The 23621-nt window shown below is 64.2% G+C and carries 17 protein-coding genes; 4 read left to right on the top strand and 13 right to left on the bottom strand.

From position 1 onward, the window contains the following. Nucleotides 1-4 precede the first annotated feature (4 nt). Both E1N52_RS13955 and E1N52_RS13950 read left to right on the top strand, forming a co-directional pair. Nucleotides 5-1393 carry an L-serine ammonia-lyase gene (locus E1N52_RS13955; protein ID WP_133183362.1) on the top strand — a complete coding sequence of 463 codons (1389 nt, stop codon included), beginning with the start codon at nucleotides 5-7 and terminating at the stop codon, nucleotides 1391-1393. A 74-nt stretch (nucleotides 1394-1467) separates the two neighbouring features. Next, complete coding sequence (locus E1N52_RS13950) at nucleotides 1468-3186, top strand: thiamine pyrophosphate-binding protein (RefSeq protein WP_133183361.1); 1719 nt, start codon at nucleotides 1468-1470, stop codon at nucleotides 3184-3186. 123 nt (nucleotides 3187-3309) lie between these two features. Here the strand turns inward: E1N52_RS13950 and E1N52_RS13945 are convergent, their stop codons facing one another. Both E1N52_RS13945 and putA read right to left on the bottom strand, forming a co-directional pair. Continuing rightward, nucleotides 3310-4458 (bottom strand): branched-chain amino acid ABC transporter substrate-binding protein, encoded by a 1149-nt coding sequence (locus E1N52_RS13945; protein ID WP_133183360.1) that lies wholly within the window; start codon nucleotides 4456-4458, stop codon nucleotides 3310-3312. A 97-nt stretch (nucleotides 4459-4555) separates the two neighbouring features. Beyond that, a complete protein-coding gene (gene putA, locus E1N52_RS13940; protein ID WP_133183359.1) occupies nucleotides 4556-8500 on the bottom strand; it encodes a trifunctional transcriptional regulator/proline dehydrogenase/L-glutamate gamma-semialdehyde dehydrogenase in 3945 nt (1314 codons plus the stop codon). Nucleotides 8501-8790: 290 nt separating this feature from the next. Here putA and E1N52_RS44055 point away from each other — a divergent pair, with 290 nt between their 5' ends. Further along, nucleotides 8791-8940 carry a hypothetical protein gene (locus E1N52_RS44055; protein ID WP_165979378.1) on the top strand — a complete coding sequence of 50 codons (150 nt, stop codon included), beginning with the start codon at nucleotides 8791-8793 and terminating at the stop codon, nucleotides 8938-8940. A 73-nt stretch (nucleotides 8941-9013) separates the two neighbouring features. Here E1N52_RS44055 and E1N52_RS13935 read toward each other — a convergent pair whose 3' ends face one another. Beyond that, complete coding sequence (locus E1N52_RS13935) at nucleotides 9014-11269, bottom strand: primosomal protein N' (RefSeq protein WP_133183358.1); 2256 nt, start codon at nucleotides 11267-11269, stop codon at nucleotides 9014-9016. 417 nt (nucleotides 11270-11686) lie between these two features. Further along, the gene (gene hemE / locus E1N52_RS13930) at nucleotides 11687-12778 is read right to left on the bottom strand and encodes a uroporphyrinogen decarboxylase (RefSeq protein WP_133183357.1); all 1092 of its coding nucleotides are present in this window, start codon (nucleotides 12776-12778) and stop codon (nucleotides 11687-11689) included. Between the two features lie 225 nt (nucleotides 12779-13003). On the opposite strand from hemE, the gene E1N52_RS13925 reads away from it, so the two are divergent. Next, nucleotides 13004-13816 carry a transporter substrate-binding domain-containing protein gene (locus tag E1N52_RS13925; protein ID WP_133183356.1) on the top strand — a complete coding sequence of 271 codons (813 nt, stop codon included), beginning with the start codon at nucleotides 13004-13006 and terminating at the stop codon, nucleotides 13814-13816. A gap of 743 nt (nucleotides 13817-14559) precedes the next feature. Here the strand turns inward: E1N52_RS13925 and E1N52_RS13920 are convergent. The 9 genes from E1N52_RS13920 to atpB all read right to left on the bottom strand — a co-directional run bounded on the left by E1N52_RS13920 (nucleotide 14560) and on the right by atpB (nucleotide 23557). Then, nucleotides 14560-16320 carry an AMP-binding protein gene (locus E1N52_RS13920; protein WP_133183355.1) on the bottom strand — a complete coding sequence of 587 codons (1761 nt, stop codon included), beginning with the start codon at nucleotides 16318-16320 and terminating at the stop codon, nucleotides 14560-14562. A 332-nt stretch (nucleotides 16321-16652) separates the two neighbouring features. Further along, nucleotides 16653-17078 (bottom strand): F0F1 ATP synthase subunit epsilon, encoded by a 426-nt coding sequence (locus E1N52_RS13915; RefSeq protein WP_028203314.1) that lies wholly within the window; start codon nucleotides 17076-17078, stop codon nucleotides 16653-16655. 79 nt (nucleotides 17079-17157) lie between these two features. Further along, a complete protein-coding gene (atpD, locus tag E1N52_RS13910; protein ID WP_133183354.1) occupies nucleotides 17158-18552 on the bottom strand; it encodes a F0F1 ATP synthase subunit beta in 1395 nt (464 codons plus the stop codon). Nucleotides 18553-18640: 88 nt separating this feature from the next. Next, nucleotides 18641-19522, bottom strand: a complete 882-nt coding sequence (atpG, locus tag E1N52_RS13905) for a F0F1 ATP synthase subunit gamma (protein ID WP_133183353.1) — start codon at nucleotides 19520-19522, stop codon at nucleotides 18641-18643. Nucleotides 19523-19607: 85 nt separating this feature from the next. Then, complete coding sequence (gene atpA, locus E1N52_RS13900; RefSeq protein ID WP_069264448.1) at nucleotides 19608-21149, bottom strand: F0F1 ATP synthase subunit alpha; 1542 nt, start codon at nucleotides 21147-21149, stop codon at nucleotides 19608-19610. A 67-nt stretch (nucleotides 21150-21216) separates the two neighbouring features. Beyond that, nucleotides 21217-21756: a F0F1 ATP synthase subunit delta gene (locus E1N52_RS13895; protein WP_133183352.1), complete on the bottom strand. Its 540-nt coding sequence runs from the start codon at nucleotides 21754-21756 to the stop codon at nucleotides 21217-21219. 2 nt (nucleotides 21757-21758) lie between these two features. After that, nucleotides 21759-22229 (bottom strand): F0F1 ATP synthase subunit B, encoded by a 471-nt coding sequence (locus tag E1N52_RS13890; protein ID WP_133183351.1) that lies wholly within the window; start codon nucleotides 22227-22229, stop codon nucleotides 21759-21761. Nucleotides 22230-22369: 140 nt separating this feature from the next. Beyond that, on the bottom strand, nucleotides 22370-22639 hold the full coding sequence (gene atpE, locus E1N52_RS13885; RefSeq protein ID WP_028203308.1) for a F0F1 ATP synthase subunit C: 270 nt from the start codon (nucleotides 22637-22639) through the stop codon (nucleotides 22370-22372). Between the two features lie 66 nt (nucleotides 22640-22705). Beyond that, complete coding sequence (gene atpB / locus E1N52_RS13880) at nucleotides 22706-23557, bottom strand: F0F1 ATP synthase subunit A (protein WP_042265988.1); 852 nt, start codon at nucleotides 23555-23557, stop codon at nucleotides 22706-22708. Nucleotides 23558-23621: the final 64 nt, after the last annotated feature.

Raw genomic sequence — 23621 nt, 5'->3', positions numbered from 1 at the left:
ACCCATGGCAGTGAGCGTTTTCGATCTCTTCAAAGTCGGCATCGGGCCCTCCAGCTCGCACACGGTCGGGCCGATGCGCGCAGCGCTGATGTTCGCCGAAGGACTCGAGCGCGACGGTCTGCTTGCGAGCACCGCCGCCGTGAAGGTCGAGCTGTACGGCTCGCTCGGCGCCACCGGCAAGGGCCACGGCACCGACCGCGGCGTCATGCTGGGCCTCATGGGCGACGCGCCCGACACCGTCAACCCCGACACCATCAGCGAGCGTCTCGAAGCCGTGCGCACCTCGCGCCAACTCGCGCTGCTCGGCCGCCATCCCATTGCGTTCGTTCCGAAAGAGCACGTGGCGTTCTATCGCCAGGCGCTGCCCGAACACCCGAACGGCATGAAGCTGCGCGCACTCGACGCGAATGGCGATACGCTGCGCGAAAGCACGTATCTGTCGGTAGGCGGCGGCTTCGTCGTCACGGCCGGCGCGCCGAACACGAAGGTGCTCGCTGCCGCGCAGCAATTGCCGAATCCGTTCACCACCGGCGCGGAGATGCTCGCGCTGTGCGCCTCGACGGGCAAGAGCATCGCGCAGTTGATGCTCGAAAACGAGCGCGTCTGGCACAGCGACGAGCGGATCCGCTCAGGTCTCCTGCACATCTGGAGCGTGATGCAGTCGTGCGTATCGCGCGGTTGCGGCATCAACAATCCCGACGCCGACGGCACGCTGCCCGGCCCCTTCGCCGTGAAGCGCCGCGCGCCGCAACTCTACCGGGCGCTGACCAGCAACCCCGAGCGCGCGCTGCAAGACCCGCTCTCGATGATCGACTGGATCAACCTGTACGCGATCGCCGTGAACGAAGAAAACGCCGCGGGCGGGCGCGTGGTGACCGCGCCGACCAACGGCGCAGCGGGCATCATCCCCGCCGTGCTGCACTACTACGTGCGCTTCACGCCGGGCGCGAACGAACAGGGCGTGATCGACTTCCTGCTCACCGCGGCCGCCATCGGCATTCTCTACAAGCTCAACGCGTCGATTTCGGGTGCCGAAGTGGGGTGCCAGGGCGAAGTGGGCGTGGCCTGCTCGATGGCCGCGGGCGCGCTCGCAGCCGTGCTGGGCGGCACGCCGCTGCAGGTCGAAAACGCCGCCGAAATCGGCATGGAGCACAACCTCGGCCTCACCTGCGACCCCGTGGGCGGCATGGTGCAAATTCCCTGCATCGAACGCAACGCCATGGCTTCGGTGAAAGCCGTGAACGCCGCGCGCATGGCGCTGCGCGGCGACGGTGCGCACTATGTCTCGCTCGACTCGGTGATCAAGACGATGCGCGAGACCGGCGCCGACATGAAGACGAAGTACAAGGAGACCTCGCGCGGCGGCCTCGCGGTGAACATCGTCGAGTGCTGATTCGCTGAAGCGCTGTCGCCTTGCCTGAAGCATCTGAACGTAATCACGTAACGATTGAAGGAGACTTGACCGTCATGCAGCAGCCGAACGCATCCGCCACCACCGAAGCCACCACCACCGGGGCTCGCCTCGTCGTCGATGCGCTCGTCGCCAATGGCGTCGAGCGCGTGTTCTGCGTGCCGGGCGAGAGCTATCTCGCGGTGCTCGATTCGTTGTCCGACGAAACCGCGCAGATCGAAACCGTGGTGTGCCGTCACGAGGCGGCGGCGGCGAACATGGCGGAAGCGATCGGCAAGCTCACGGGCAGGCCCGGCATCGCGCTCGTCACGCGCGGGCCGGGCGCCACGCACGCCTCGATCGGCGTGCACACGGCGTTCCAGGACTCCACGCCGATGATCCTCCTGATCGGCCAGGTTGCGCGCGAGCAGATGGACCGCGAGGCGTTCCAGGAAATCGACTATCGACGCATGTTCGGCCAGATGGCGAAGTGGGTCGCGCAGATCGACGACGCGCGCCGCGTGCCCGAATACCTGAGCCACGCGTTCCATGTCGCGATGTCGGGACGGCCGGGTCCGGTCGTGCTCGCGCTGCCCGAAGACATGCTGAGCGGCGAGATTCCCGCATCCGAAGCGCAGCCCATCGCACCGCCCGCGCAGCGCGTGCAGGCGTCGCCTTCCGCTGCGCAGATGGAGCGCGTGCGCGAGCTGCTCGCGGGGGCGAGGAAGCCGTTCGTGATCGCAGGCGGCCATGGCTGGAACCCGCAGGCTTGTGCGGACTTCCAGCGCTTCGTCGAGAACTGGCAATTGCCGGTCGGCCTCGCGTTCCGCTTTCAGGACACGCTCAACAACGATCACCCCAACTACGCGGGCGACGTGGGCCTCGGCGTAAATCCGGCGCTCGCGAAGCGCATCCGCGAAGCCGACGTGCTGCTCGCGCTCGGTCCGCGTTTGGGCGAATCGACGACGGGCGGCTACACGCTCTTCGACATTCCCAAGACGAAGCAAACGCTCATTCACGTGCATCAGGGCGCGGAGGAACTCGGCCGCGTCTACGCAGCCGATCTGCCGATCGTTTCGGGGCTCGAGGAATTCGCGGCGCTGCTCGCAGAGCTTCCGGCTCCCGCTCAACCCGCGTGGGCCGGCAGCGCCGCAGAAGCGCACGAGGCGTGGCACGCATGGCGCAAGCCGCTGCCGATGCCCGGCGACGTGCAACTCGGCGAAGTCATGCAGCAACTGCGCGCACGCCTGCCCGACGACGCGATCGTCACGAACGGCGCAGGCAATTACGCAACGTGGCTCCATCGCCATTTCGCGTATCGCCATTTCCGTTCGCAACTTGCGCCCACGAGCGGCGCGATGGGCTACGGCGTACCCGCCGCAATCGCAGCGAAGTCGCAATACCCCTCGCGCACCGTGGTCGCGCTCGCGGGCGACGGCTGCTTCATGATGGCTTCGTCGGAACTCGCCACGGCGATGCAGTACGGCCTGAATGTCGTGTTCATCGTCGTGAACAACGCGCACTACGGCACGATCCGCATGCACCAGGAGCGCCACTATCCGAACCGCGTGCACGGCACGCAACTCACGAACCCCGACTTCGCGGCGTTCGCGCAGTCGTTCGGCGCGCACGGCGAAGTCGTCACGACCACGGCGCAATTCGCCCCCGCGCTGGAGCGCGCGCTCACGGCAGGCAAGCCCGCGCTGATCGAAATCCGTGTGACGAAGGAAGCGAGCACGCCTGCGGCAACGCTCGAACAGATTCGCGAAGCGGGTAGGAAAATGCGCGGAGAATGACTGAAAAGGAATCCTGAACAAGCTCACCTGTCGCGCTGGACGAGCAGCAGTGAGCGCGCAAACAAAAGCCCCGCAGATCTTTCGATTCTGCGGGGCTTTTTACTTCAGCCGAAGCTCAGGCGCTTACTTGCCGCCCACGCTTTGCAGCGTCGTCCACTTGCCGTCGACAACCTTGTACAGCGTGATGCCGCCGTTCTTCAGGTCGCCGCGCGTGTCGTACGCGAGGTCCGCCGTCGTGACTGCCGGCATGCTGGTCTTCGCGAGGAACGGCAGGTACTTCGCCGGATCCGTCGAGTTGGCCTTCTTCATCGCGTCGAACATCGCCATTGCGCCGTCGTAGGCGTACGGCGAGTACGTCTGCACGTCTTCGCCGAAGCGCTTCTTGTACTTCGTGACGTAGTCCTTGCCACCCGGCATCTGGTCGAGCGGCAGGCCGGCGAGCGATGCCACCGTGCCGTTCGCTGCGTCACCCGCGATCTGCAGGAAGGTCGGCGTGTGAACCATTTCGCCGCCCATCAGCGGGGCCTTGATGCCCAGCGACTTCATCTGCTTGACCATCGGTGCCGCTTGCGAATCCGCGCCGCCGAAGTAGACCAGGTCGGGGTTCATCGCCTTCGCCTTCGTCAGGACCGACTTGAAGTCGACGGCCTTGTCGTTGGTGTACTCGCGGTCGATGATGTTGCCGCCCGCAGCCTTCGCAGCCTTCGAGAATTCGTCGGCGAGACCCTGGCCGTAAGCCGTGCGGTCGTCGATCACGACGATCTTCTTCATGCCGAGGTTCTTCACTGCGAACGTGCCGGCGACCGAACCCTGTTGGGTATCGGAGGTCATCATGCGGAACGTCGTCTTGAAGCCTTGCTGCGTGTACTCAGGCGCCGTCGCCATGGCGATCTGCGGGATGCCTGCGTTCGCGTAGATGCGCGAAGCCGGGATCGTCGTGCCCGAGTTGAAGTGACCGAGCATGCCCTTGATGCCGTCGTCGACGAGCTTCTGTGCGACCGTCGTGCCCGTGCGCGGGTCGGCCTGATCGTCGGCCGAGTCGAGCACGAAGTGAACCGGCTTGCCGCCGATCACGGGCTTCGTCGCGTTCATGTCTTCGACTGCGAGCGTGATGCCGTTCTGGAAGTCCTTGCCATAGTGCGCCTGCGCGCCCGTCATCGGACCGGCGAAACCGATCTTCACGTCTTCGGCTTGTTGTGCGTGCGCAGTCCCCGCCAGCGACAGGGCGGCAACAAGCGTTGCGCCTGCCAGCTGCTTCATCGTGTGTTGCATTGCTTCTCCTTGGTACCAGGTATCAAACGAGCGGCTTCGGATTTCAATGGGCCTTGCCGCTTCCTTGTCTTGAGACGACCGACAGTATGGCTTGTGCTTAACCGATCGTCATCAAATTTGCATTACCGCCTGCTGCTGCCGTATTCACGCTGACCGAACGTTCCGCGAGCAGTCGTTCGAGAGCGTAATCTTCATCGCCGTTGGCGAGCGCATGCGCCGCCACGCCTTGCACCGAGACGATCGGGCCAGGACGTTTGGCCACTTCCTTCACGAGTGCGAGCAGCTCGTCGCTGTCGCCTTCGAAGAGGACCGCATCGAAGTCGGCGTCTGCCGTCTTCTTGATCGCTACGTGCGCCTTCAGTGCCGCCGGCAAGGCGCTCACCAGCGCTTCGCCCGCCGCGCCCTGGAACAGCGCGCGGTTGCCCGTTGCGAGCGCAACGGCGAGTTGTGCGCGTGCACCCGTTGCCGTCGAGGGCACGCACAGCACCGTGCCGCGCGCCGAAAGCGTGTAGGTGTTGCGCTCGCCCGTCGGGCCCGGCAGAACTGCCGTGGCGCCCGCGAGCACGTATTCGAGGTAGCCGTCGCAGCGTGCCGCTAGCGCGGGCTCGCGCTCGGCGATGAGCCAGTCGCGCAGCGTCGTGAGCGCAGCCTGCGCCGATTGCGGCGCGCCGTTGCCTTCAGCACCCTGCGGCGCATCGACGACGAGCACATCGGAGAGCGACTTCGGCAAACCAGCCGGACGCTTCGCGAGCAGACGCGAGAGATACAGCGCGCCACCCGCTTTCGGACCCGTGCCCGACAGACCTTCACCGCCGAACGGCTGCACGCCCACCACCGCGCCGATCACGTTACGGTTCACGTAGATGTTGCCCACGTGTGCGCGGCCGACCACGTGCGCGATCGTTTCGTCGATACGCGTGTGAATGCCGAGCGTGAGGCCGTAGCCCGTTGCGCGGATCTGCTCGAGCAGCTTGTCGAGCTGGCTGCGGCGATAGCGAATCACGTGCAGCACCGGGCCGAACACTTCGCGCTTGAGTTCGTCGAGGCTGTCGAGCTCGATGAGCGTAGGCGGCACGAACGTGCCTTGCGCGCAGGTGTCGGGCGTCGGCATCTGCTGGACCTTGCGGCCTTTTTCGCGCATGCCGGCGACGTGCGTATCGATGCCGCGCTTCGCGTCGATGTCGATCACGGGACCGACGTCGGTCGAGAGGCGGTCGGGGTTGCCCACCGAGAGTTCCTTCATCGCGCCCGTGAGCATTTCGAGCGTGCGATCGGCCACGTCGTCCTGCAGGCACAGCACGCGCAGCGCGGAACAACGCTGGCCGGCCGAGTCGAACGCGCTTTGCAGCACGTCGGCGACGACCTGCTCCGCGAGCGCCGACGAATCGACGATCATCGCGTTCTGGCCGCCGGTTTCGGCGATCAGCGGAATCGGGCGGCCTTCGGAGTCGAGGCGCTCGGACAGCGTCTTGTTGATGAGGCGCGCGACTTCGGTCGAGCCCGTGAACATCACGGCGCGCGTGCGGTGATCGGCGACGAGCGCCGCGCCCACGGTTTCGCCGTTGCCGGGCAGCAGTTGCACCGCGCCCGCCGGCACGCCGGCTTCGCGAAGGATGCGCACGGCTTGCGCGGCGATCAGCGGCGTCTGTTCAGCGGGCTTCGCGAGCACCGTGTTGCCGGCTGCGAGCGCGGCGGCCACCTGACCCATGAAGATCGCGAGCGGGAAGTTCCACGGGCTGATACACACCACCGGGCCGAGCGGGCGATGCGTGTCGTTCGAGAACTCTTCGCGGATCTGCGTGGAATAGTAGCGCAGGAAGTCGATGGCTTCGCGGATTTCGGCCACGGCGTTCGGCAGCGACTTGCCTGCTTCGCGCACGATCAGGCCCATCAGCGTATGCATTTGCGCTTCGAGCAGATCGGCGGCGCGTGCGAGGCAATCCGCGCGCGCTTCGACGGGCGTGGCCTGCCAGATCGGCGCGGCGGCCACGGCGTGCGAAAGCGCGGCGCTCACGTGCTCGCTCGTCGCTTCGACCACGGTCCCGACGAGATCGCGATGATCGGCGGGGTTGCGCACGTCGCGTGCTGCGCCATCGGCGATATCGCTGTCGGCGAGCATCGGCGCGGCGCGCCACGGATGATGCGCGCTTGCCAGCAGCGCCGACGAAAGCGACGCAAGACGATGCTCGTTCGAGAGATCGAGGCCCATCGAATTGAAGCGCTCGTTGCCGTACAGTTCGCGCGGCAGCGGAATCTTCGCGTGCGGCGCGCCGAGCGGCACGACCTTGTTGGCGTCGTCGATGGGGTTCGTGACCAGTTCGGCGACCGGCACCGAGGCATCGGCGATGCGGTTCACGAACGACGTGTTCGCGCCGTTTTCGAGCAGACGTCGCACGAGATACGCGAGCAGCGTTTCATGCGTGCCGACCGGCGCGTAGACGCGGCACGGACGGTTGAGCTTGCCCTGCGAGAGCGGGCCCGTGACTTCTTCGTACAGCGGCTCGCCCATGCCGTGCAGGCACTGGAATTCGTACTGGCCGGGATAGTAGTTCTGGCCCGCGAGGTGATAGATCGCCGAGAGCGTGTACGCGTTGTGCGTGGCGAACTGCGGATACACGGCATCCGGCGCGCCGAGCAGCTTCTTCGCGCAGGCGAGGTACGAGACGTCCGTGTAGATCTTGCGCGTGTACACCGGGTAGCCTTCGAGGCCGTCCACCTGGGCGCGCTTGATTTCCGTATCCCAGTACGCGCCCTTCACGAGGCGCACCATGATGCGGTGACGGCTGCGGCGCGCGAGATCGACGATGTAGTCGATCACGAACGGGCAGCGCTTCTGGTACGCCTGCACCACGAAGCCGATGCCGTTCCAGCCCGCGAGTTCCGGGTCGAAGCACAGCGCTTCGAGCAGGTCGAGCGAGAGTTCGAGGCGGTCGGCTTCTTCGGCATCGATGTTGAGGCCGATGTCGTAGCGGCGAGCGAGCACGGCGAGTGCACGCACGCGCGGCAGCAGTTCGCCCATCGTGCGTTCCTGCTGCGCGCGCGAGTAGCGCGGATGCAGCGCGGAGAGCTTGATCGAGATGCCCGGGCCTTCGTAGATGCCGCGGCCACCCGCGGCCTTGCCGATCGCGTGGATCGCCTGCTCGTACGATGCGTAGTAGCGCTGGGCATCGGCTTCCGTCGTCGCGGCTTCGCCGAGCATGTCGTACGAGTAGCGGAAACCGCGCGCTTCGAACTTGCGGCTGTTGGCGAGCGCCTCGGAGATGTTCTCGCCCGTGACGAACTGCTCGCCCATCAGGCGCATGGCCATGTCCACGCCCTTGCGGATCAGCGGCTCGCCGCCCTTGCCGATCATGCGCGTGAGCGCCGACGACAGACCGGTTTCGCTGTTCGTCGTAACGAGCTTGCCGGTGATCATGAGGCCCCACGTGGCGGCATTCACGAACAGCGACGGCGCGTGGCCCACGTGCGACTTCCAGTCGCCCTTGCTGATCTTGTCGCGGATGAGCGCGTCGCGCGTGGCGCGGTCGGGAATGCGCAGCAGCGCTTCGGCGAGGCACATCAGCGCCACGCCTTCCTGGCTGGACAGCGAAAACTCGTGGATCAGGCCTTCCACACCGCCGCCGGTGCCCTTCGCGCGCAGCGTTTCGACGAGCTTCGTGGCGAGCTTCGTCACATCGCCCGTGAGGTTGGCCGGCAGGCGCGCTTCGCCGATCAGGAACGGCACGCACTCCGGCTCCGGACGGCGGTACGCGGCCGTGATGGCCGCGCGCAGCACCGACTGCGGTTGCACGTTTTGCGCGAATTCGAGGAACGGGTGCGATGCGGCTTCGTCGTCGTCAGCGGTAGCACCTTCGGCGAGATCGGTCGCACCGACATGACCGTTGAGTTCGGGAGGCAGCTGGCCGTGCTCGATTTTCTCGAGGTAGGCGAAGATGGCTTGCTTGATGAGCCAGTGCGGCGTGCGCTCGAGCCGCGTGGCGGCGTCCTTGAGGCGGGAGCGGAGGAGATCGTCGACTTTGACGCCAAGTGTGGTGCTAGCCATGTTTCCTTCGTATGCCGGCAGACCCGCACCGGCGGTGACCAAAAAGTTGGCGAATCGTAACCCTACAAATAAAAAGGTGCAACCACTCTCTCAAAATGGTTGCACCATGGTTGAGGCCTTGTGCAGCCTGGGTTTGCAGCCGATGGCCGCCCACCGGGCCGCGCGGGTTGCGCTCGGTATTTTCCCTGGCCCAGCAACACGCTGGACAACCCTAATCGATTCCGCGGCCGTGCCGTTATACAAACAGAGCGGGGGTTGTTGATCACAAGAAAGAGCGTAGGGACCGAAAAATGGAAAAGCTGCTGGTAATCGCAGGGATCTGGACGATGTGCGCCATGTGCGCCGTGCTGTTCATGCGCGGCGCGACGGCGCCGGATGAACGCCGCATGAGCTTGAAGCGCGCGGCGCGCAGGGAAGTGGCCGATACCGTCGGCCAATAAGGAAGAAACGGGAAGTTGATGCCGGGTGGCCCCGCTGTTGCGGCAACGGGGCCATGTCGGCGGCTGTCCGCGGCTAGATGTCGAGCGGATCGACTTCGAGATTCCAGCGCAGCACGCCGCGCAAGGCGCGCAGCGCGGGTTGCCATGCGCGCAGCGTTGCCTGCAGCGCGGCACGCGACTGGCTCTCCACGAGCAGTTGCGCGCGATGCACGTTCATCACCTTCACGATGGTGAGCGGCACGGCGTCGTAGGCCATGACACGCTCTGCGCCGGGAATCGCGGCAAGTGCTTCTGCGGCCTGGGCGAGGAACGTCAGCGCCGCCTCCAGCGTGCGCCCTTCGGCACGCAATAGCGCCTGATAGACGAACGGCGGCAGATGCGCGTCGCGCCGCTCCGCGACCTGCGTATTCGCAAACCCCACGTAGTCCTGGCGCGCCAGCGCGTGATAGAGCGCGTGGCGCGGATAACGCGTCTGCACGAGCACCTCGCCGGGGAGTCCGGCGCGCCCCGCCCGCCCGCTCACCTGCATCAGCTGCGCGAACAAGCGCTCGCTCGCCCGAAAATCGTGCGAAAAGAGCGCATTGTCGGCGTTCAGCACGCCAACGAGCGACACGCGCTGGAAGTCGTGCCCCTTCGCGATCATCTGCGTGCCCACCAGGATGTCGACTTCGCCCGCGTGCACGTCGGAGAAAAGCGCCTGCGCGCTGCCCTTGCGGCGCGTGCTGTCGGCGTCGATGCGTAGCACCCGCGCGCCCGGCACCGCGCTCGCGAGCGCCTCCTCGATGCGCTGCGTGCCACGCCCCATCGGCGCGATGTCGACGTTGCCGCACTCGGGGCATGAATGCGGAATGCGCGATTCCCAGCCGCAGTGATGGCAGCGCAGCGCCCGCTCGGGCTTGTGCAGGACGACGTACGCGCTGCAGCGCGGACAGCCCGCCACCCAGCCGCAGGCATCGCACGCGAGCGTCGGCGCGTAGCCGCGACGGTTGAGGAACACGAGGCTCTGCTCGCCGCGCTCGAGGCGCGCCTTCATCGCCGCGACCAAGGGCCCGGAGAGCCCTTCAAACGACGCACGGCCCCGCCGGCGCTCCTCTTCAAGATCGATCAGCTTGACGGTGGGCAGCACCGCATCGGCAATCGCGCGGCGCGAGAGCGTGAGGCGCGTGTAGCGGCCCTGCTCGGCCTGCCACCAGCTTTCGAGCGAGGGCGTGGCCGAGCCGAGCACGACCGGCACGCCCAGCTGCTTCGCGCGCCATACCGCGAGATCGCGCGCCGAGTAGCGCAGCCCTTCCTGCTGCTTGTAGGCGGGGTCGTGCTCCTCGTCGACCACGAGCATCGCGAGACGCGGCAGCGAGGCCAGCACCGCGAGCCGCGTGCCGAGTACGATGCGCGCGCGGCCCGTGTGTGCCGCGAGCCAGTTGCGGGCGCGCTCGCCTTCAGCGAGGCCGCTGTGAAGCGTGACGATGGCCTCGTCGGCGAGCGTGGCCGCGAAGCGCGTCCGAAACGCCGCCTCGAATTGCGGCGTGAGATTGATTTCCGGCACCAACACGAGCGCCTGGGCGCCCGGGTCGCGCTCGAGCAGCGCCGCGAGCGCGCGCAGATAAACCTCGGTCTTGCCGCTGCCCGTCACGCCATGCAACAGGAAGGGCGCGAAGCCGCTCGCCGCGCCGATGGCTTCCACGGCGTCGGCCTGCTCGTCGCTCAGGCGCGGCACTTCCACCGCGGCGGCCGCCTCCGCGGCGCTGCTGGCCACGCTTGCGGCCGCGCCGAACTCGATGGACTCATGCTCGACCCAGCCCGCTTCGCACCAGGCTTCGAGCGTCGCAATCGCCTTGGGATGCAGCGCGCGGGCCGCGGCTGCGTCGAGTTCGCCGGCATCGGCCAGCGCCTGCGCGAGACGGCGCAGCGCCTGGGCGCGCGCCGGCAAGGCGTCGGGCAGCGCGGTGCGCCCTTGCGGCGACAGACGGTAGCGCTCCTCGGGGGCTAACAGGCGTGCCCAGCGCGACGGATCGCGCAACGCCTGCGGCAGCGCCGGCAACGCGACCTCGCCCAGGCCGCGCTGATAGTAGTCCGCGGCAAAGCCAGCCAGCGCGAGCCATTGCGCCGAAAGCGGCGGACAGGATGCGCACACCGCGCTCACGTCACGGAGCTTGTTCGCGGGCACGTCGCTGTGAGCGTTCACTTCGCAGATCAGGCCGACCACGTCGCGACGCCCGAACGGCACGCGCACGAGCATGCCCGGCTCCGGCGCGCTGTCGAGGCCATAACGATAGTCGTAGAGCGCATCCAGTGGATGATCCAGCGCCACGCGCACGTACTGCCCTGTCATGCCTTACTCCCAGGGAAGTTCCGTACGCCAGCGCACAGACACGCAAACCTCAAGTAATACTTGAGATTTCGCGCTAAGTTTTGGATTCCGCAGAACAATCGCGCCCCCGAATCTGCGCCTGTGGATAACTTTGTTGAGAACTTGCCGGGCGTCGCCGCCGCGCGCCCGCGTGTCGTCGTTATGTGGGATACCGCACACAGCGCCGTGGAGCGCCGAAAGCCTTGTCTGTCAAGGGTCTGATTGATTCTGCTCAGACCTGAACGGGCGCCTGCGACAACCTTTCCCTCTTGCGCGCCGCAACGAGGCAAGTGTGTATAAGTCAAGTCTTGACAGGACCGCGATGGCGTCTGGATGGCCTCTTGAGCCCGGTCATACCCTGACGCCCGGAGCCCAGCTTGGTGCGACGCACCAAAAACCTTACGCACCGGTCGCGCGAATCGCGCGGCTATGACGATGCACTTCGTCCACGAGTTCAGCCACGCTTTCAGGCGGCGTGAACTGCGAAATGCCGTGGCCGAGATTGAACACGTGACCGGGGTGCGCGCCAAAGCTGTCCAGTACCGCGCGCGCCTGCTCGCGAATCGCAGCCGGCGAAGCGAACAGCACCGTGGGGTCGAGGTTGCCCTGGAGCGCCACGCGCTCACCCACGCGTTCGCGCGCTCGGCCGAGATTGACGGTCCAGTCGAGGCCGACTGCGTCCACGCCCGTATTCGCGATTTCATCGAGCCAGAGGCCGCCGCCCTTCGTGAACGTGATCACCGGCACGCGCTCGCCGTCGTGCTCGCGCTTGAGCTGCGCCACCACCTGCGCGATGTAGGCCAGCGAGAAGCGCTGGTACGCGCCGTCCGCGAGTGCGCCGCCCCAGGTGTCGAAGATCATCACGGCCTGCGCACCCGCTTCGATCTGTGCGTTCAGATAGGCCGCCACCGCCTGCGCGTTGACTTCGAGAATGCGCTGCATGAGATCCGGGCGCGCGTACAGCATCGACTTCACCGTGCGGAAGTCGTCCGAGCCGCCGCCCTCGACCATGTAGCAGGCGAGCGTCCACGGGCTGCCCGAAAAGCCGATCAGCGGCACGCGCTGGCGCCCTTCTGCATTGGTGAGCGCACGGCGAATTTCGCGCACGGCGTCGGTCACGTAGCCGAGCGTCGCGCCGATATCCGGCACGGCGAGCCGCGCCACGTCTTCTTCGGTGCGCACGGGGTGCGCGAACTTCGGCCCTTCACCCACCTGGAACGAGAGCCCGAGGCCCATCGCATCCGGAATCGTGAGGATGTCGGAGAACAGGATCGCGGCGTCGAGCGGATAGCGCTCGAGCGGTTGCAGCGTGACCTCAGTCGCGTAATCGGGATTCTTCGCGAGGCCGAGGAAACTGCCCGCGCGGCTGCGCGTGGCGTTGTACTCCGGCAGATAGCGGCCTGCCTGGCGCATCAGCCAGATCGGCGTGTACTCGGTCGGCTGGCGCAGCAGCGCGCGCAGGAAGGTGTCGTTCAGGAGAGTGTGGGCCACGTGCTGGATGCGCGAAGTCGCGCCAAGGTTCGGAAGCAAGCGGCCATTTTACCGGAGCGGCCGCCGCGTCATGCCGCTGATGGGCGGGATCAGAAAGCGCAATGCCACTGAAGTATAGGTCCTGACTACCCAGGTAAGTCCGCGCTTAACGGCCGCGGACGCGAGGACTATCATCGGACGGCTTTCCAAAACATTACATCAATCAAAACCAGATCTGGAGACACGATGAAAAAAGCCGCCCTCGGCCTGACGATCGTTAGCGCCGCTTTGCTGAGCGCGTGCGCCACAAGCCAGTCCGCCGGTACCCCCGCCAACGGTGCGCAGACCGCCACCGCCCCTTCGCGCCTCGACGAAATCATCGCGCGCGGCACGCTGCGCGCCTGCACGACGGGCGACTACAAGCCCTACTCGTTCTACAGGCAGGACGGCACGTTCGAAGGCATCGACATCGATATGACTCAGTCGCTTGCGAAGTCGCTGGGCGTGAAGGCCGAGTTCGTGAAGACGTCATGGTCGAACCTCATGAACGACTTCCTCGCGAAGTGCGACGTTGCGGTGGGCGGCGTCTCCACGACGCTCGAGCGCCAGAAGCGCGCGTTCTTCACCGAGGCTTATCAAGTCGACGGCAAGACGCCGATCGTGCGATGCGCGGACGTCAAGAAGTACCAGACCATTGAGCAGATCAACCAGCCTTCGGTGCGTGTGATCATGAATCCGGGCGGCACGAACGAGCGCTTCGCGAAGCAGTTCTTGCCGAATGCGAATCTCATCATGTATCCGGACAACGTGACGATCTTCAAACAGATTCTCGCGGGCAAGGCCGACGTGATGGTGACCGACGCCTCCGAGACCATGCTGCAGCAGAAGCTCAACCCGGGCCTCTGCTCGGTGCACCCCGACAAGCCCTTCCAGTACGGCGAAAAAGCGTGGATGGTGCCGCGCGGCGACGTGGTGTTCCAGCAGTATGTCGATCAGTGGCTGCACCTTGCGCGCGCGAGCGGCGAATATCAGGCAATCTCCGACAAGTGGCTCAAGTGAGGCGTTGAAGCGCGCCGCATTGTTATGGCCCTTCGAATTGCTACGATGAGTTGCAGAACATGGGGTCACACGAGGCACGCAAAGTTTGCATTTCACGCACATGCGCAATGCCGACGCATTGCGCATGTGCGCACCCGGTAATTCTGTACCGTGCGCATCGCGCGTAAAAGGCCCATGCCATGGGCCTTCCTTCATGCAATTCGAATCCTCGCGCGCGAGTTGCGATTAAGGCTGTCAGACAGGCTCGAAAAATAGCGGTAAAAATGACTTCCGCGAAACGCTCAGGATGGCAAAAAGAGCCGCAGAGCCTTATCTGACGGGCGTTACAACCTGAAACACTTTGTTACCGCGAACCTATCTTAATTCGCCCACAATGCCTTCAACGGTTTCAACACGGATGTGGCGCGGTGCCAGTGTGAGCGGACACAAAACACCAGCCGGTCGGCCCTACGCCGAAGCCCTCTCGAGGGGCATCCTTGTTGGAGCCGTGACCGGCGTCGTAGACGTTTCATGACCCGGCTCCTCCTTTGGTCTCCTCGCGCTAACCCCGTAGCGTGTGGTTTTTAGCGGGCTCCAGGCCCGCTTTTTTTTCGCCTGTACGTTTCGTTATTCACCAGGCACCGTTGTTCACCCACTCCCTCCACCGCCAGGAAATCGTTCGGTTTCCCGACTATTTTTGCGCGCGCTGAAAAGCTGCCGCGGCGCCTTAAATCGCTCGCCGCGGCATTGCATCAAACCGCGTATCAAGCCGTCTTCTGCTCGTTGATCTTGAGTTCGTCGATCATGCGCGCGCGCATCACGAACTTCTGCACTTTGCCTGTCACGGTCATCGGCAGTTCGTCGACAAAGCGGATGTACTTCGGGATCTTGTAGTGGGCAATTTGCCCCTGGCAGAACGCCTGAATCTCCTCCGCCGTTGAAACTTCGCCCGGACGCAGCACGATCCACGCGCACACTTCCTCGCCGTACTTCGCATCGGGCACACCGAACACCTGGGCGGACTGCACCTTCGGATGGCGGAACAGAAACTCTTCGATCTCTCGCGGGTAGATGTTCTCGCCGCCGCGAATGAGCATGTCCTTGAGGCGGCCAACGATATTGCAGTAGCCTTCGGCGTCGATCGTCGCGAGATCGCCCGTGTGCATCCAGCCATCGACGATCGACTCAGCCGTCTTTTCAGCGTCGCCCCAATAGCCCTGCATCACCGAATAGCCTTTCGTACACAGCTCGCCCGTTTCGCCCACGGGCACGGTATTGCCGAGTGCGTCGACGATCTTCACTTCGAGATGCGGCTGGATGCGGCCCACGGTGGTCGTGCGCTTGTCGAGCGGGTCGGTGGTCGAACTCTGGAACGACACCGGGCTCGTTTCCGTCATGCCGTAGGCGATCGTGATTTCGGCGAGATGCATCTTCGAGACCACGCGCTTCATCGTCTCGATCGGGCACGGCGAGCCGGCCATGATGCCCGTGCGCAGCTTCGAAAGATCGAAGCGCGCGAACTCCGGATGATCGAGTTCCGCGATGAACATCGTAGGCACGCCGTGCAATGCCGTGCAGCCCTCTTCCGAGACGGCTTCGAGCGTCGCGCGCGGATCGAACGCCTCGCCGGGGAACACCATGTTCGCGCCCACGGATACGCACGCGAGCACCGCGAGCACCATGCCGAAGCAGTGATAGAGCGGCACCGGAATGCAGAGCGAGTCTTCTTCGGTGAGGCGCATCGCCTGGGCGATGAAACGCCCGTTGTTGAGCACGTTGCGGTGCGTGAGCGTCGCGCCCTTCGGATTGCCGGTCGTACCGCTCGTGAACTGGATGTTGATGGCGTCGTCGGGCGATAGCGTCGCGTTGATGGCGTCGAGCCATGCCGTGCCGTCGCGGGCAATCCGCTCGCGGCCCATCTCCACGAGTTCGCTGAAGCAGAGCATGCCGGCCGTGGCCGTGTCGCACATGCGCACGACCGCTCGCAGATCGGGCAGGCGTGCAGCCTGCAACTGGCCGGGCGTAGCGCTCGCAAGCTCGGGCGCAAGCGCCTGCAGCATCTCCAGATACTTCGAGGTCTTGAAGCTCTCCGCCGAGACGATCGCCTTGCAGCCGACCTTGTTCAGCGCGTATTCGAGTTCGGCGAGACGATAGGCGGGATTGATGTTGACGAGCACCGCTCCGATACGCGCGGTCGCAAACTGGGTTAGAAGCCATTCGACGCGATTGGGCGACCAGATGCCAACGCGATCCCCCTTGACGATGCCTAGCTCGGTGAAACCGGCTGCGAGCACGTCCACTTCGGCGGCGAACTCGCGCCAGTTCCAGCGGATGCCCTGCTCGCGGAACACCACGGCAGGCCGCTCGGGGAAGCGGTTCGCGGTCTCCTGCAGGAACGTGCCGAGGGTCGCGTCGCTGAGCGGCACGTCGGTCGTGCCTCGCACGTAGGAAAGCCCGTCTTTCGGCGCGATGAGCGGCTCATGTACACCGGGCGCGGCGCGCGCGCCTGCTGCGTCGATTGCCATGATGGCTGTCTCCTGGGGAGCGTCACTCCCGCGTTTGAAATGAATTTGAAAACCATTGTGCCACCGGCTTTACTGGGGGCGGCATCAAGTCTTACCCGCAGGGTCTGGGCCGGCTGCGAACGCATGATTTGGCATTACCTTTCCGTAAACGTCAAGTATGTCAGAGCGTTTTTGTCGACCTCCGCGGCTCACGGCATTTATGCCGCGTTTTTCATCGCGGTGCCATTGGGCCGTGCCCGCTCACCGGCGCACAAATGCAAAAAGGGCTCCCCGGATGGGGAGCCCTTTTCGCTTCGAACGCAGCGCCACGAGGGCGCGCGTACGAGAACCAATTAGTGCTGGTTCATCTTGCGCAGGCGCTGGATCGCCGCGAGCTGCGCGACCGCGTAGGCCAGTTCGGCCTGAGCAGTGGCGTACTCGAGGTTCGAGCCGGCGTTCTGCAGCGTCTCTTCAGCGCGCTTACGCGCTTCCGTGGCCTTCGCCTCGTCGAGATCCTTGCCGCGGATCGCGGTGTCGGCGAGCACCGTGACGGCGCCCGGCTGCACTTCGAGAATGCCGCCTGCGACGAACACGAACTCTTCACCGCCGTCTTCCGCCACGATGCGCACAGCACCCGGACGAATACGCGTGATGAGCGGCGTGTGGCCCGGCAGAATGCCCAGCTCGCCCGCCTCGCCCGGAAGCGCGACGAACTTCGCCTGGCCGTCGAAGATGCTCTCTTCGGCGCTGACGACGTCTACCTTGATGGTTGCTGCCATATGTGTCGACTCCTTGGGGATTAATTGGCTGCTGTGGCGGATAAGTCGCGTGACCTATCCGCACTTCGGCAACTAACCCTTACTGGATCTTCTTGGCCTTTTCGAAGGCTTCGTCGATCGTGCCGACCATGTAGAACGCTTGCTCCGGCAGGTGATCGCATTCGCCGCCAACGATCATCTTGAAGCCGCGGATCGTTTCCTTCAGCGGCACGTACTTGCCCGGCGAGCCCGTGAAGACTTCCGCGACGTGGAACGGCTGCGACAGGAAACGCTGGATCTTACGTGCGCGGGCGACCGACAGCTTGTCTTCCGGCGACAGTTCGTCCATGCCCAGAATTGCGATGATGTCGCGCAGTTCCTTGTAGCGCTGCAGCGTTTGCTGCACGCCACGCGTGATCGAGTAGTGCTCTTCACCGATCACGTTCGGGTCGATCTGGCGCGAGGTCGAGTCGAGCGGATCGACTGCCGGGTAGATACCCAGCGAGGCGATGTCACGCGACAGCACGACGGTTGCGTCCAGGTGGCCGAAGGTCGTAGCCGGCGACGGGTCGGTCAAGTCGTCCGCAGGGACGTACACGGCCTGAACCGACGTAATCGAGCCCTTCTTGGTCGACGTGATGCGCTCTTGCAGCTTGCCCATTTCTTCAGCCAGCGTCGGCTGATAGCCCACTGCCGACGGCATACGGCCGAGCAGTGCCGACACTTCCGTGCCAGCCAGCGTGAAACGGTAGATGTTGTCGACGAAGAACAGCACGTCGAGGCCTTCGTCACGGAAGTGCTCGGCCATCGTCAGACCGGTCAGCGCGACGCGCAGACGGTTGCCCGGCGGCTCGTTCATCTGGCCGTACACCAGCGCGACCTTGTCGAGAACGTTCGAGTCCTTCATTTCGTGGTAGAAGTCGTTGCCCTCACGGGTACGCTCGCCCACGCCGGCAAACACGGAGAAACCACCGTGTTCCTTGGCGATGTTGTTGATGAGCTCCATCATGTTGACGGTCTTGCCCACGCCAGCACCACCGAACAGACCGACCTTGCCGCCCTTTGCGAACGGGCAGATCAGGTCGATAACCTTGATGCCGGTTTCGAGCAGTTCAGCCGAAGGCGACAGGTCTTCGAATGCCGGAGCCTTCTGGTGGATCGCGCGCGTCGTTTCGCTGACGATCGGACCTGCTTCGTCGATCGGGCGGCCGAGCACGTCCATGATGCGGCCAAGCGTCGGCTTGCCAACCGGCACGCTGATGGGCTTGCCCGTGTTCTTGACCACGGTGCCGCGGCGCAGACCGTCCGACGCACCCAGACAGATGGTGCGGACCACGCCGTCACCCAGCTGCTGTTGCACTTCGAGGGTCAGTTCCGAGCCTTCGAGGATCAGCGCGTCGTAGATCTTCGGCATGCTCTCGCGCGGGAATTCCACGTCGATCACCGCGCCGATGCACTGTACGATCTTGCCTTCTACCAAAGCAGTTGTACTCATCGATTTTCCTTTAGATACCTGAATTCTTCACTCGCTCACCGGTTTCACACCGGCGCGGTTTCGCAATCGGTTCGCGCCTGGCGCACGATCAGACGGCTGCTGCGCCGCCGACGATTTCCGAAAGTTCCTTCGTAATCGCGGCCTGGCGGCTCTTGTTGTACGAGAGCTGCAGTTCGTTGATGACCGTTTTCGCGTTGTCCGACGCCGCCTTCATCGCCACCATACGTGCCGACTGCTCCGAAGCCATGTTTTCCGCCACGGCCTGATAGACCAGGGCTTCGACATAGCGCACCAGCAGTTCGTCCACGACGGTTTGCGCGTCCGGCTCGTAGATGTAGTCCCACGCCGACTTCGGCGTCGTGCCGTCGTCATTCGCTTCGAGACGCTCGGCCGACAGCGGCAGCAGTTGCTCGATCACAGGCTCCTGCTTCATCGTGTTGACGAAGCGCGTGTACGCGAGGTACACGGCGGAAAGCTTGCCTTCCGAGTACTGGTCGAGCTGCACCTTGATCGCGCCGATCAGCTTTTCGAGATGCGGCGTGTCGCCGAGTTGCACAACGTTCGAGACGACCTTCGCGCGCAGACGGTTCAGGAAACCGAGGCCCTTGCTGCCGATCGCAGTTGCTTCGATCGTCGTGCCGGATGCTTCCAGCTCCTTGAACTTCTGCAGCGTCGCGCGCAGCACGTTGGTGTTCATCCCGCCGCACAGACCCTTGTCGGTCGTGACGAGAATCACGCCTGCGACCTTCGCACCGGTGGTTTCCACCATGAACGGGTGGCGGTACTCGGGGTTCGCACGGCTCATGTGCGCAGCGATGTCGCGGACCTTGTCGGCATACGGGCGGGCGGCGCGCATGCGCTCCTGGGCACGGCGCATTTTCGACGCCGCGACCATTTCCATCGCCTTGGTGATCTTGCGCGTGTTTTGCACGCTCTTGATCTTGCCGCGAATTTCCTTCATTCCAGCCATTGCTTTGCTCCTTTGTCGACCCGGGTCAGCGCTTTCGCGCTGACTCGGGTCCCAGTCCGTTTATCGTGATTGATTCCCGGACGGATCAATATGCGCCGGACTTCTTGAAGTCCTTGAGAGCCGCGTGGAGCGCGTTCTCGTCGTCCTTCGACAGGTCCTTCTTGTCCTCGATGCGCGCGACGAGGTCAGCGTGCTTCGACTTCAGGTATTCGCGCAGGCCCTTTTCGAACGGCAGGACGTCCTTGACGTCGATGTCGTCGAGGTAGCCGTTGTTCGCCGAGAACAGCGCAACAGCCAGTTCCCACACTTGCAGCGGCTGGTACTGCGGCTGCTTGAGCAGTTCCGTCACGCGGCGGCCGCGCTCGAGCTGCTTGCGGGTCGCTTCGTCGAGGTCCGATGCGAACTGGGCGAATGCAGCCAGTTCACGGTACTGCGCGAGGTCGGTACGGATACCGCCCGACAGCTTCTTCACGACCTTCGTTTGAGCCGCACCACCCACACGCGACACCGAAACGCCGGCGTTGATTGCCGGGCGGATGCCTGCGTTGAAGAGGTCGGTTTCCAGGAAGATCTGGCCGTCGGTAATCGAGATCACGTTCGTCGGAACGAATGCGGTCACGTCGCCGGCTTGCGTTTCGATGATCGGCAGTGCCGTCAGCGAACCCGTCTTGCCCTTCACTTCGCCGTTCGTGAACTTCTCGACGTAGTCGGCCGACACGCGCGCGGCGCGCTCGAGCAGACGCGAGTGGAGATAGAACACGTCGCCGGGGTAAGCTTCACGGCCCGGCGGGCGGCGCAGCAGCAGCGAGATCTGACGGTATGCCCAGGCTTGCTTGGTCAAGTCGTCATAAATGATCAGGGCATCTTGACCGCGATCGCGGAAGTATTCGCCCATCGTGCAGCCGGCGTACGGCGCGAGGTACTGCAGCGCGGCCGATTCCGAAGCCGAAGCGGCAACGACGATCGTGTATTCGATCGCGCCCGTTTCTTCGAGCTTGCGCAGCACGTTCTGGATCGACGAAGCCTTCTGACCGATGGCGACGTAGATACAGATGAGGTCCTTGCCCTTCTGGTTGATGATCGTGTCGACGGCCACTGCGGTCTTGCCGCACTGACGGTCGCCGATGATCAGCTCACGCTGGCCACGGCCGATCGGCACCATCGAGTCGATCGACTTCAGACCCGTTTGCACCGGCTGCGACACGCCTTCACGCCAGATCACGCCCGGAGCGATCTTTTCGATCGCGTCGGTCATCTTGGCGTTGACCGGGCCCTTGCCGTCGATCGGGTTGCCGAGCGGATCCACCACGCGGCCGATCAGTTCGGGGCCAACCGGCACTTCGAGAATGCGGCCCGTCGTCTTGACGATGTCGCCTTCCGAGATGTGCTCGTACTCACCCAGAATCACGGCGCCGACCGAGTCGCGCTCGAGGTTCAGCGCGAGGCCGAAGGTGTTGCCCGGGAATTCGAGCATTTCGCCCTGCATCACGTCCGACAGGCCGTGGATACGCACGATACCGTCGGTCACGGAGATCACGGTGCCCTGGTTGCGAACGTCTGCGCTCGCTTCAAGGCCCTGGATCCGGCTCTTGATCAGCTCGCTGATCTCAGAGGGATTGAGTTGCATTATTCGCTCCTGATGTTCAATTCTGTTGCGTGCCAGCCGCCGCGCCCGATTTTTGTAATCGAGGCGCTCAGGCGGTCAACGCCGCCTGCATGCTGGCGAGCCGCGCGCGGACCGAGGTATCGAGCACTTCGTCGCCGACCGTGACGCGCACGCCGCCGATGAGCGAGTTGTCGATCTCGACGGTCGGCTTCAGCTTGCATTTGAACTTGCGTTCGAGGCTGGCGACGAGGTCGTCCAACTGGGCGCCTTCGAGCGGGAACGCGCTGACGATCAATGCGTCAGCAGCACCTGCCTTGGCGTTCTTGAGCGCTTCGAACTGCGTCTGGATTTCCGGCAGCAGCGCCAGGCGATGATTCTCGATCAGCATCTGCACGAGGTTCTTCACCTCGGCCGATTCCTTGACCGGCGACTTGACCGCCGCGAGCAGCAGCTCGACGACCTGGGCATGGCTCACCTTCGGGCTCGTCGCGACCGACTGCACCTCGGGCAAGGCCGCAACCTGTGCCAGCTCCGAAACGAGCGTGGACCAGGCGGCGGTGTCACCAGCTTCGGCCACGCCAAACAATGCTTCTGCGTACGGGCGGGCGATGGTTGCAAGTTCGGCCATGATCAGAGCTCGGCTTTCAGTTGATTCAGCAGTTCGGCGTGGGCCGACTGATCGACTTCGCGCTTCAGGATCTGCTCGGCGCCTTGCACAGCGAGAGCTGCGACTTCGGAACGCAGTGCTTCGCGTGCCTTGACGACCTGCTGGTCGGCGTCGGCCTTCGCTTGAGCGATGATGCGTGCCGCTTCGGCGTGTGCCTGGGCCTTGATTTCTTCTGCGACGGCCAGCGCGCGCTTTTCAGCGTCGGCGATACGGCTTTGACCCTCGTTACGGGCCGTGGCGAGCTCTTCGCCGACGCGCTTGTGCGCCGCTTCGAGTTCCGCCTTACCCTTTTCCGCAGCGGCCAGGCCGTCTGCGATCTTCTTCGAGCGCTCGTCGAGGGCGTTGATCAACGGCGGCCACACGAACTTCATCGTGAACCACGCGAGGATCAGGAACACGACCATTTGCGCAAACAGGGTTGCGTTGAGATTCACGGTGTTTCCTTAATCGTTGCTATTCCGGGGAATTGAAACGGCAAGGCGCTCATCGGTTATGAAACTCGATCAGCGCCTCGTCTCCCGTTCCGCCATGCGCCCACTACCCGTTATAGGTCAGGCGCAACCTTCCAGGGAACTTAGCCCGCGAGCTTCGAGAGCAGCGGGTTAGCGAACGCGAACAGCATTGCAACACCAACGCCAATCAGGAACGCCGCGTCGATCAGACCAGCCAGCAGGAACATCTTCGTTTGCAGCGGGTTCATCAGCTCAGGCTGACGTGCGCAGGCTTCGATGTACTTGCCACCCATCAGGCCGATACCGATACAGGCGCCGATAGCACCCAGGCCGATGATGATGCCGATACCGATGGCCGTGAAACCCTGGATGTTGGCGATGAAAGCTTGCATGATCACTCCTTATTGAGATTTTCTGGAACTGGGGATTTAAAACTGCAAATCTGGTTTGACGAGCACTTAGTGCTTGTCGTGTGCCTGGCCGATGTACACCAGCGTCAGCATCATGAAAATGAACGCCTGCAGCAGAACGATCAGGATGTGGAAGATCGCCCAGACGCTGCCCGCAATCACGTGGCCGATGAAGCCAAGCACCGTCGTGTCCGCGCCGAAGCTCCACAGACCGCCCAGCAGCGCGATCAGCAGGAACAGCAGCTCGCCTGCATACATGTTGCCGAACAACCGCAGGGCGAGCGAAACCGTCTTGGCGACGAACTCGATGATGTTCAGTGCAAGGTTCGGGATCCACAGGAGCGGATGCGCGCCGAACGGGGCCGAGAGCAGTTCGTGTGCGAAGCCGCCAGGACCCTTGATCTTGAGGTTGTAATAAATCATCAGCACGAACACGCCGAGCGCGATGCCGAACGTGCCGTTGAGGTCGGCAGTCGGAACGATGCGCTGGTGCGGCAGCACTTCTGAGAGGCCGAGCCAGCCGATCACGCGCGTGGGCAGGTCGACGGGAATGAAGTCGAGCGAGTTCATGAGCGCGACCCAGATGAACACGGTCAGCGCGAGCGGTGCGATGAATGCGCGGTTGCCATGGACGATGGACTTGGACTGGTCCTCGACCATCTCGACCAGCATTTCGATGGCGCACTGGAAGCGGCCCGGTACGCCCGGGGTCGCTTTGCGCGCAGCGAGGCGCAGGATGAGGATCGTCACAACGCCGCACAGAATCGACCAGAACAGCGTGTCGATGTTCCAGACGCTGAAGTCGACGATCGACGTCTGGTGCGAGGTCGCAAAGTTCTGCAAGTGGTGAGCAATGTACTCGGACGGACCCGGTCCGCTCGTTCCTTCGCTAGCTGCCATATCGTTAGAGCCACCCAAATTGTCGAAAATCGTTTTCGGCCGTTCCCGCCGCAATACTGTATTG

Origin of the sequence: Paraburkholderia guartelaensis (assembly GCF_004353905.1) — a bacterium.
GTDB lineage: Bacteria > Pseudomonadota > Gammaproteobacteria > Burkholderiales > Burkholderiaceae > Paraburkholderia > Paraburkholderia guartelaensis.
This window is presented reverse-complemented; position numbering and strand designations above follow the sequence as displayed.

Bases quoted from the DNA above. Each gene is read 5' to 3' on its own strand.
- E1N52_RS13955 (WP_133183362.1), top strand. From the start codon at position 5: ATGGCAGTGAGCGTTTTCGATCTCTTCAAAGTCGGCATCGGGCCCTCC.
- E1N52_RS13950 (WP_133183361.1), top strand. From the start codon at position 1,468: ATGCAGCAGCCGAACGCATCCGCCACCACCGAAGCCACCACCACCGGG.
- E1N52_RS13945 (WP_133183360.1), bottom strand. From the start codon at position 4,458: ATGCAACACACGATGAAGCAGCTGGCAGGCGCAACGCTTGTTGCCGCC.
- putA (WP_133183359.1), bottom strand. From the start codon at position 8,500: ATGGCTAGCACCACACTTGGCGTCAAAGTCGACGATCTCCTCCGCTCC.
- E1N52_RS44055 (WP_165979378.1), top strand. From the start codon at position 8,791: ATGGAAAAGCTGCTGGTAATCGCAGGGATCTGGACGATGTGCGCCATG.
- E1N52_RS13935 (WP_133183358.1), bottom strand. From the start codon at position 11,269: ATGACAGGGCAGTACGTGCGCGTGGCGCTGGATCATCCACTGGATGCG.
- E1N52_RS13925 (WP_133183356.1), top strand. From the start codon at position 13,004: ATGAAAAAAGCCGCCCTCGGCCTGACGATCGTTAGCGCCGCTTTGCTG.
- E1N52_RS13920 (WP_133183355.1), bottom strand. From the start codon at position 16,320: ATGGCAATCGACGCAGCAGGCGCGCGCGCCGCGCCCGGTGTACATGAG.
- E1N52_RS13915 (WP_028203314.1), bottom strand. From the start codon at position 17,078: ATGGCAGCAACCATCAAGGTAGACGTCGTCAGCGCCGAAGAGAGCATC.
- atpD (WP_133183354.1), bottom strand. From the start codon at position 18,552: ATGAGTACAACTGCTTTGGTAGAAGGCAAGATCGTACAGTGCATCGGC.
- atpG (WP_133183353.1), bottom strand. From the start codon at position 19,522: ATGGCTGGAATGAAGGAAATTCGCGGCAAGATCAAGAGCGTGCAAAAC.
- atpA (WP_069264448.1), bottom strand. From the start codon at position 21,149: ATGCAACTCAATCCCTCTGAGATCAGCGAGCTGATCAAGAGCCGGATC.
- E1N52_RS13895 (WP_133183352.1), bottom strand. From the start codon at position 21,756: ATGGCCGAACTTGCAACCATCGCCCGCCCGTACGCAGAAGCATTGTTT.
- atpE (WP_028203308.1), bottom strand. From the start codon at position 22,639: ATGCAAGCTTTCATCGCCAACATCCAGGGTTTCACGGCCATCGGTATC.
- atpB (WP_042265988.1), bottom strand. From the start codon at position 23,557: ATGGCAGCTAGCGAAGGAACGAGCGGACCGGGTCCGTCCGAGTACATT.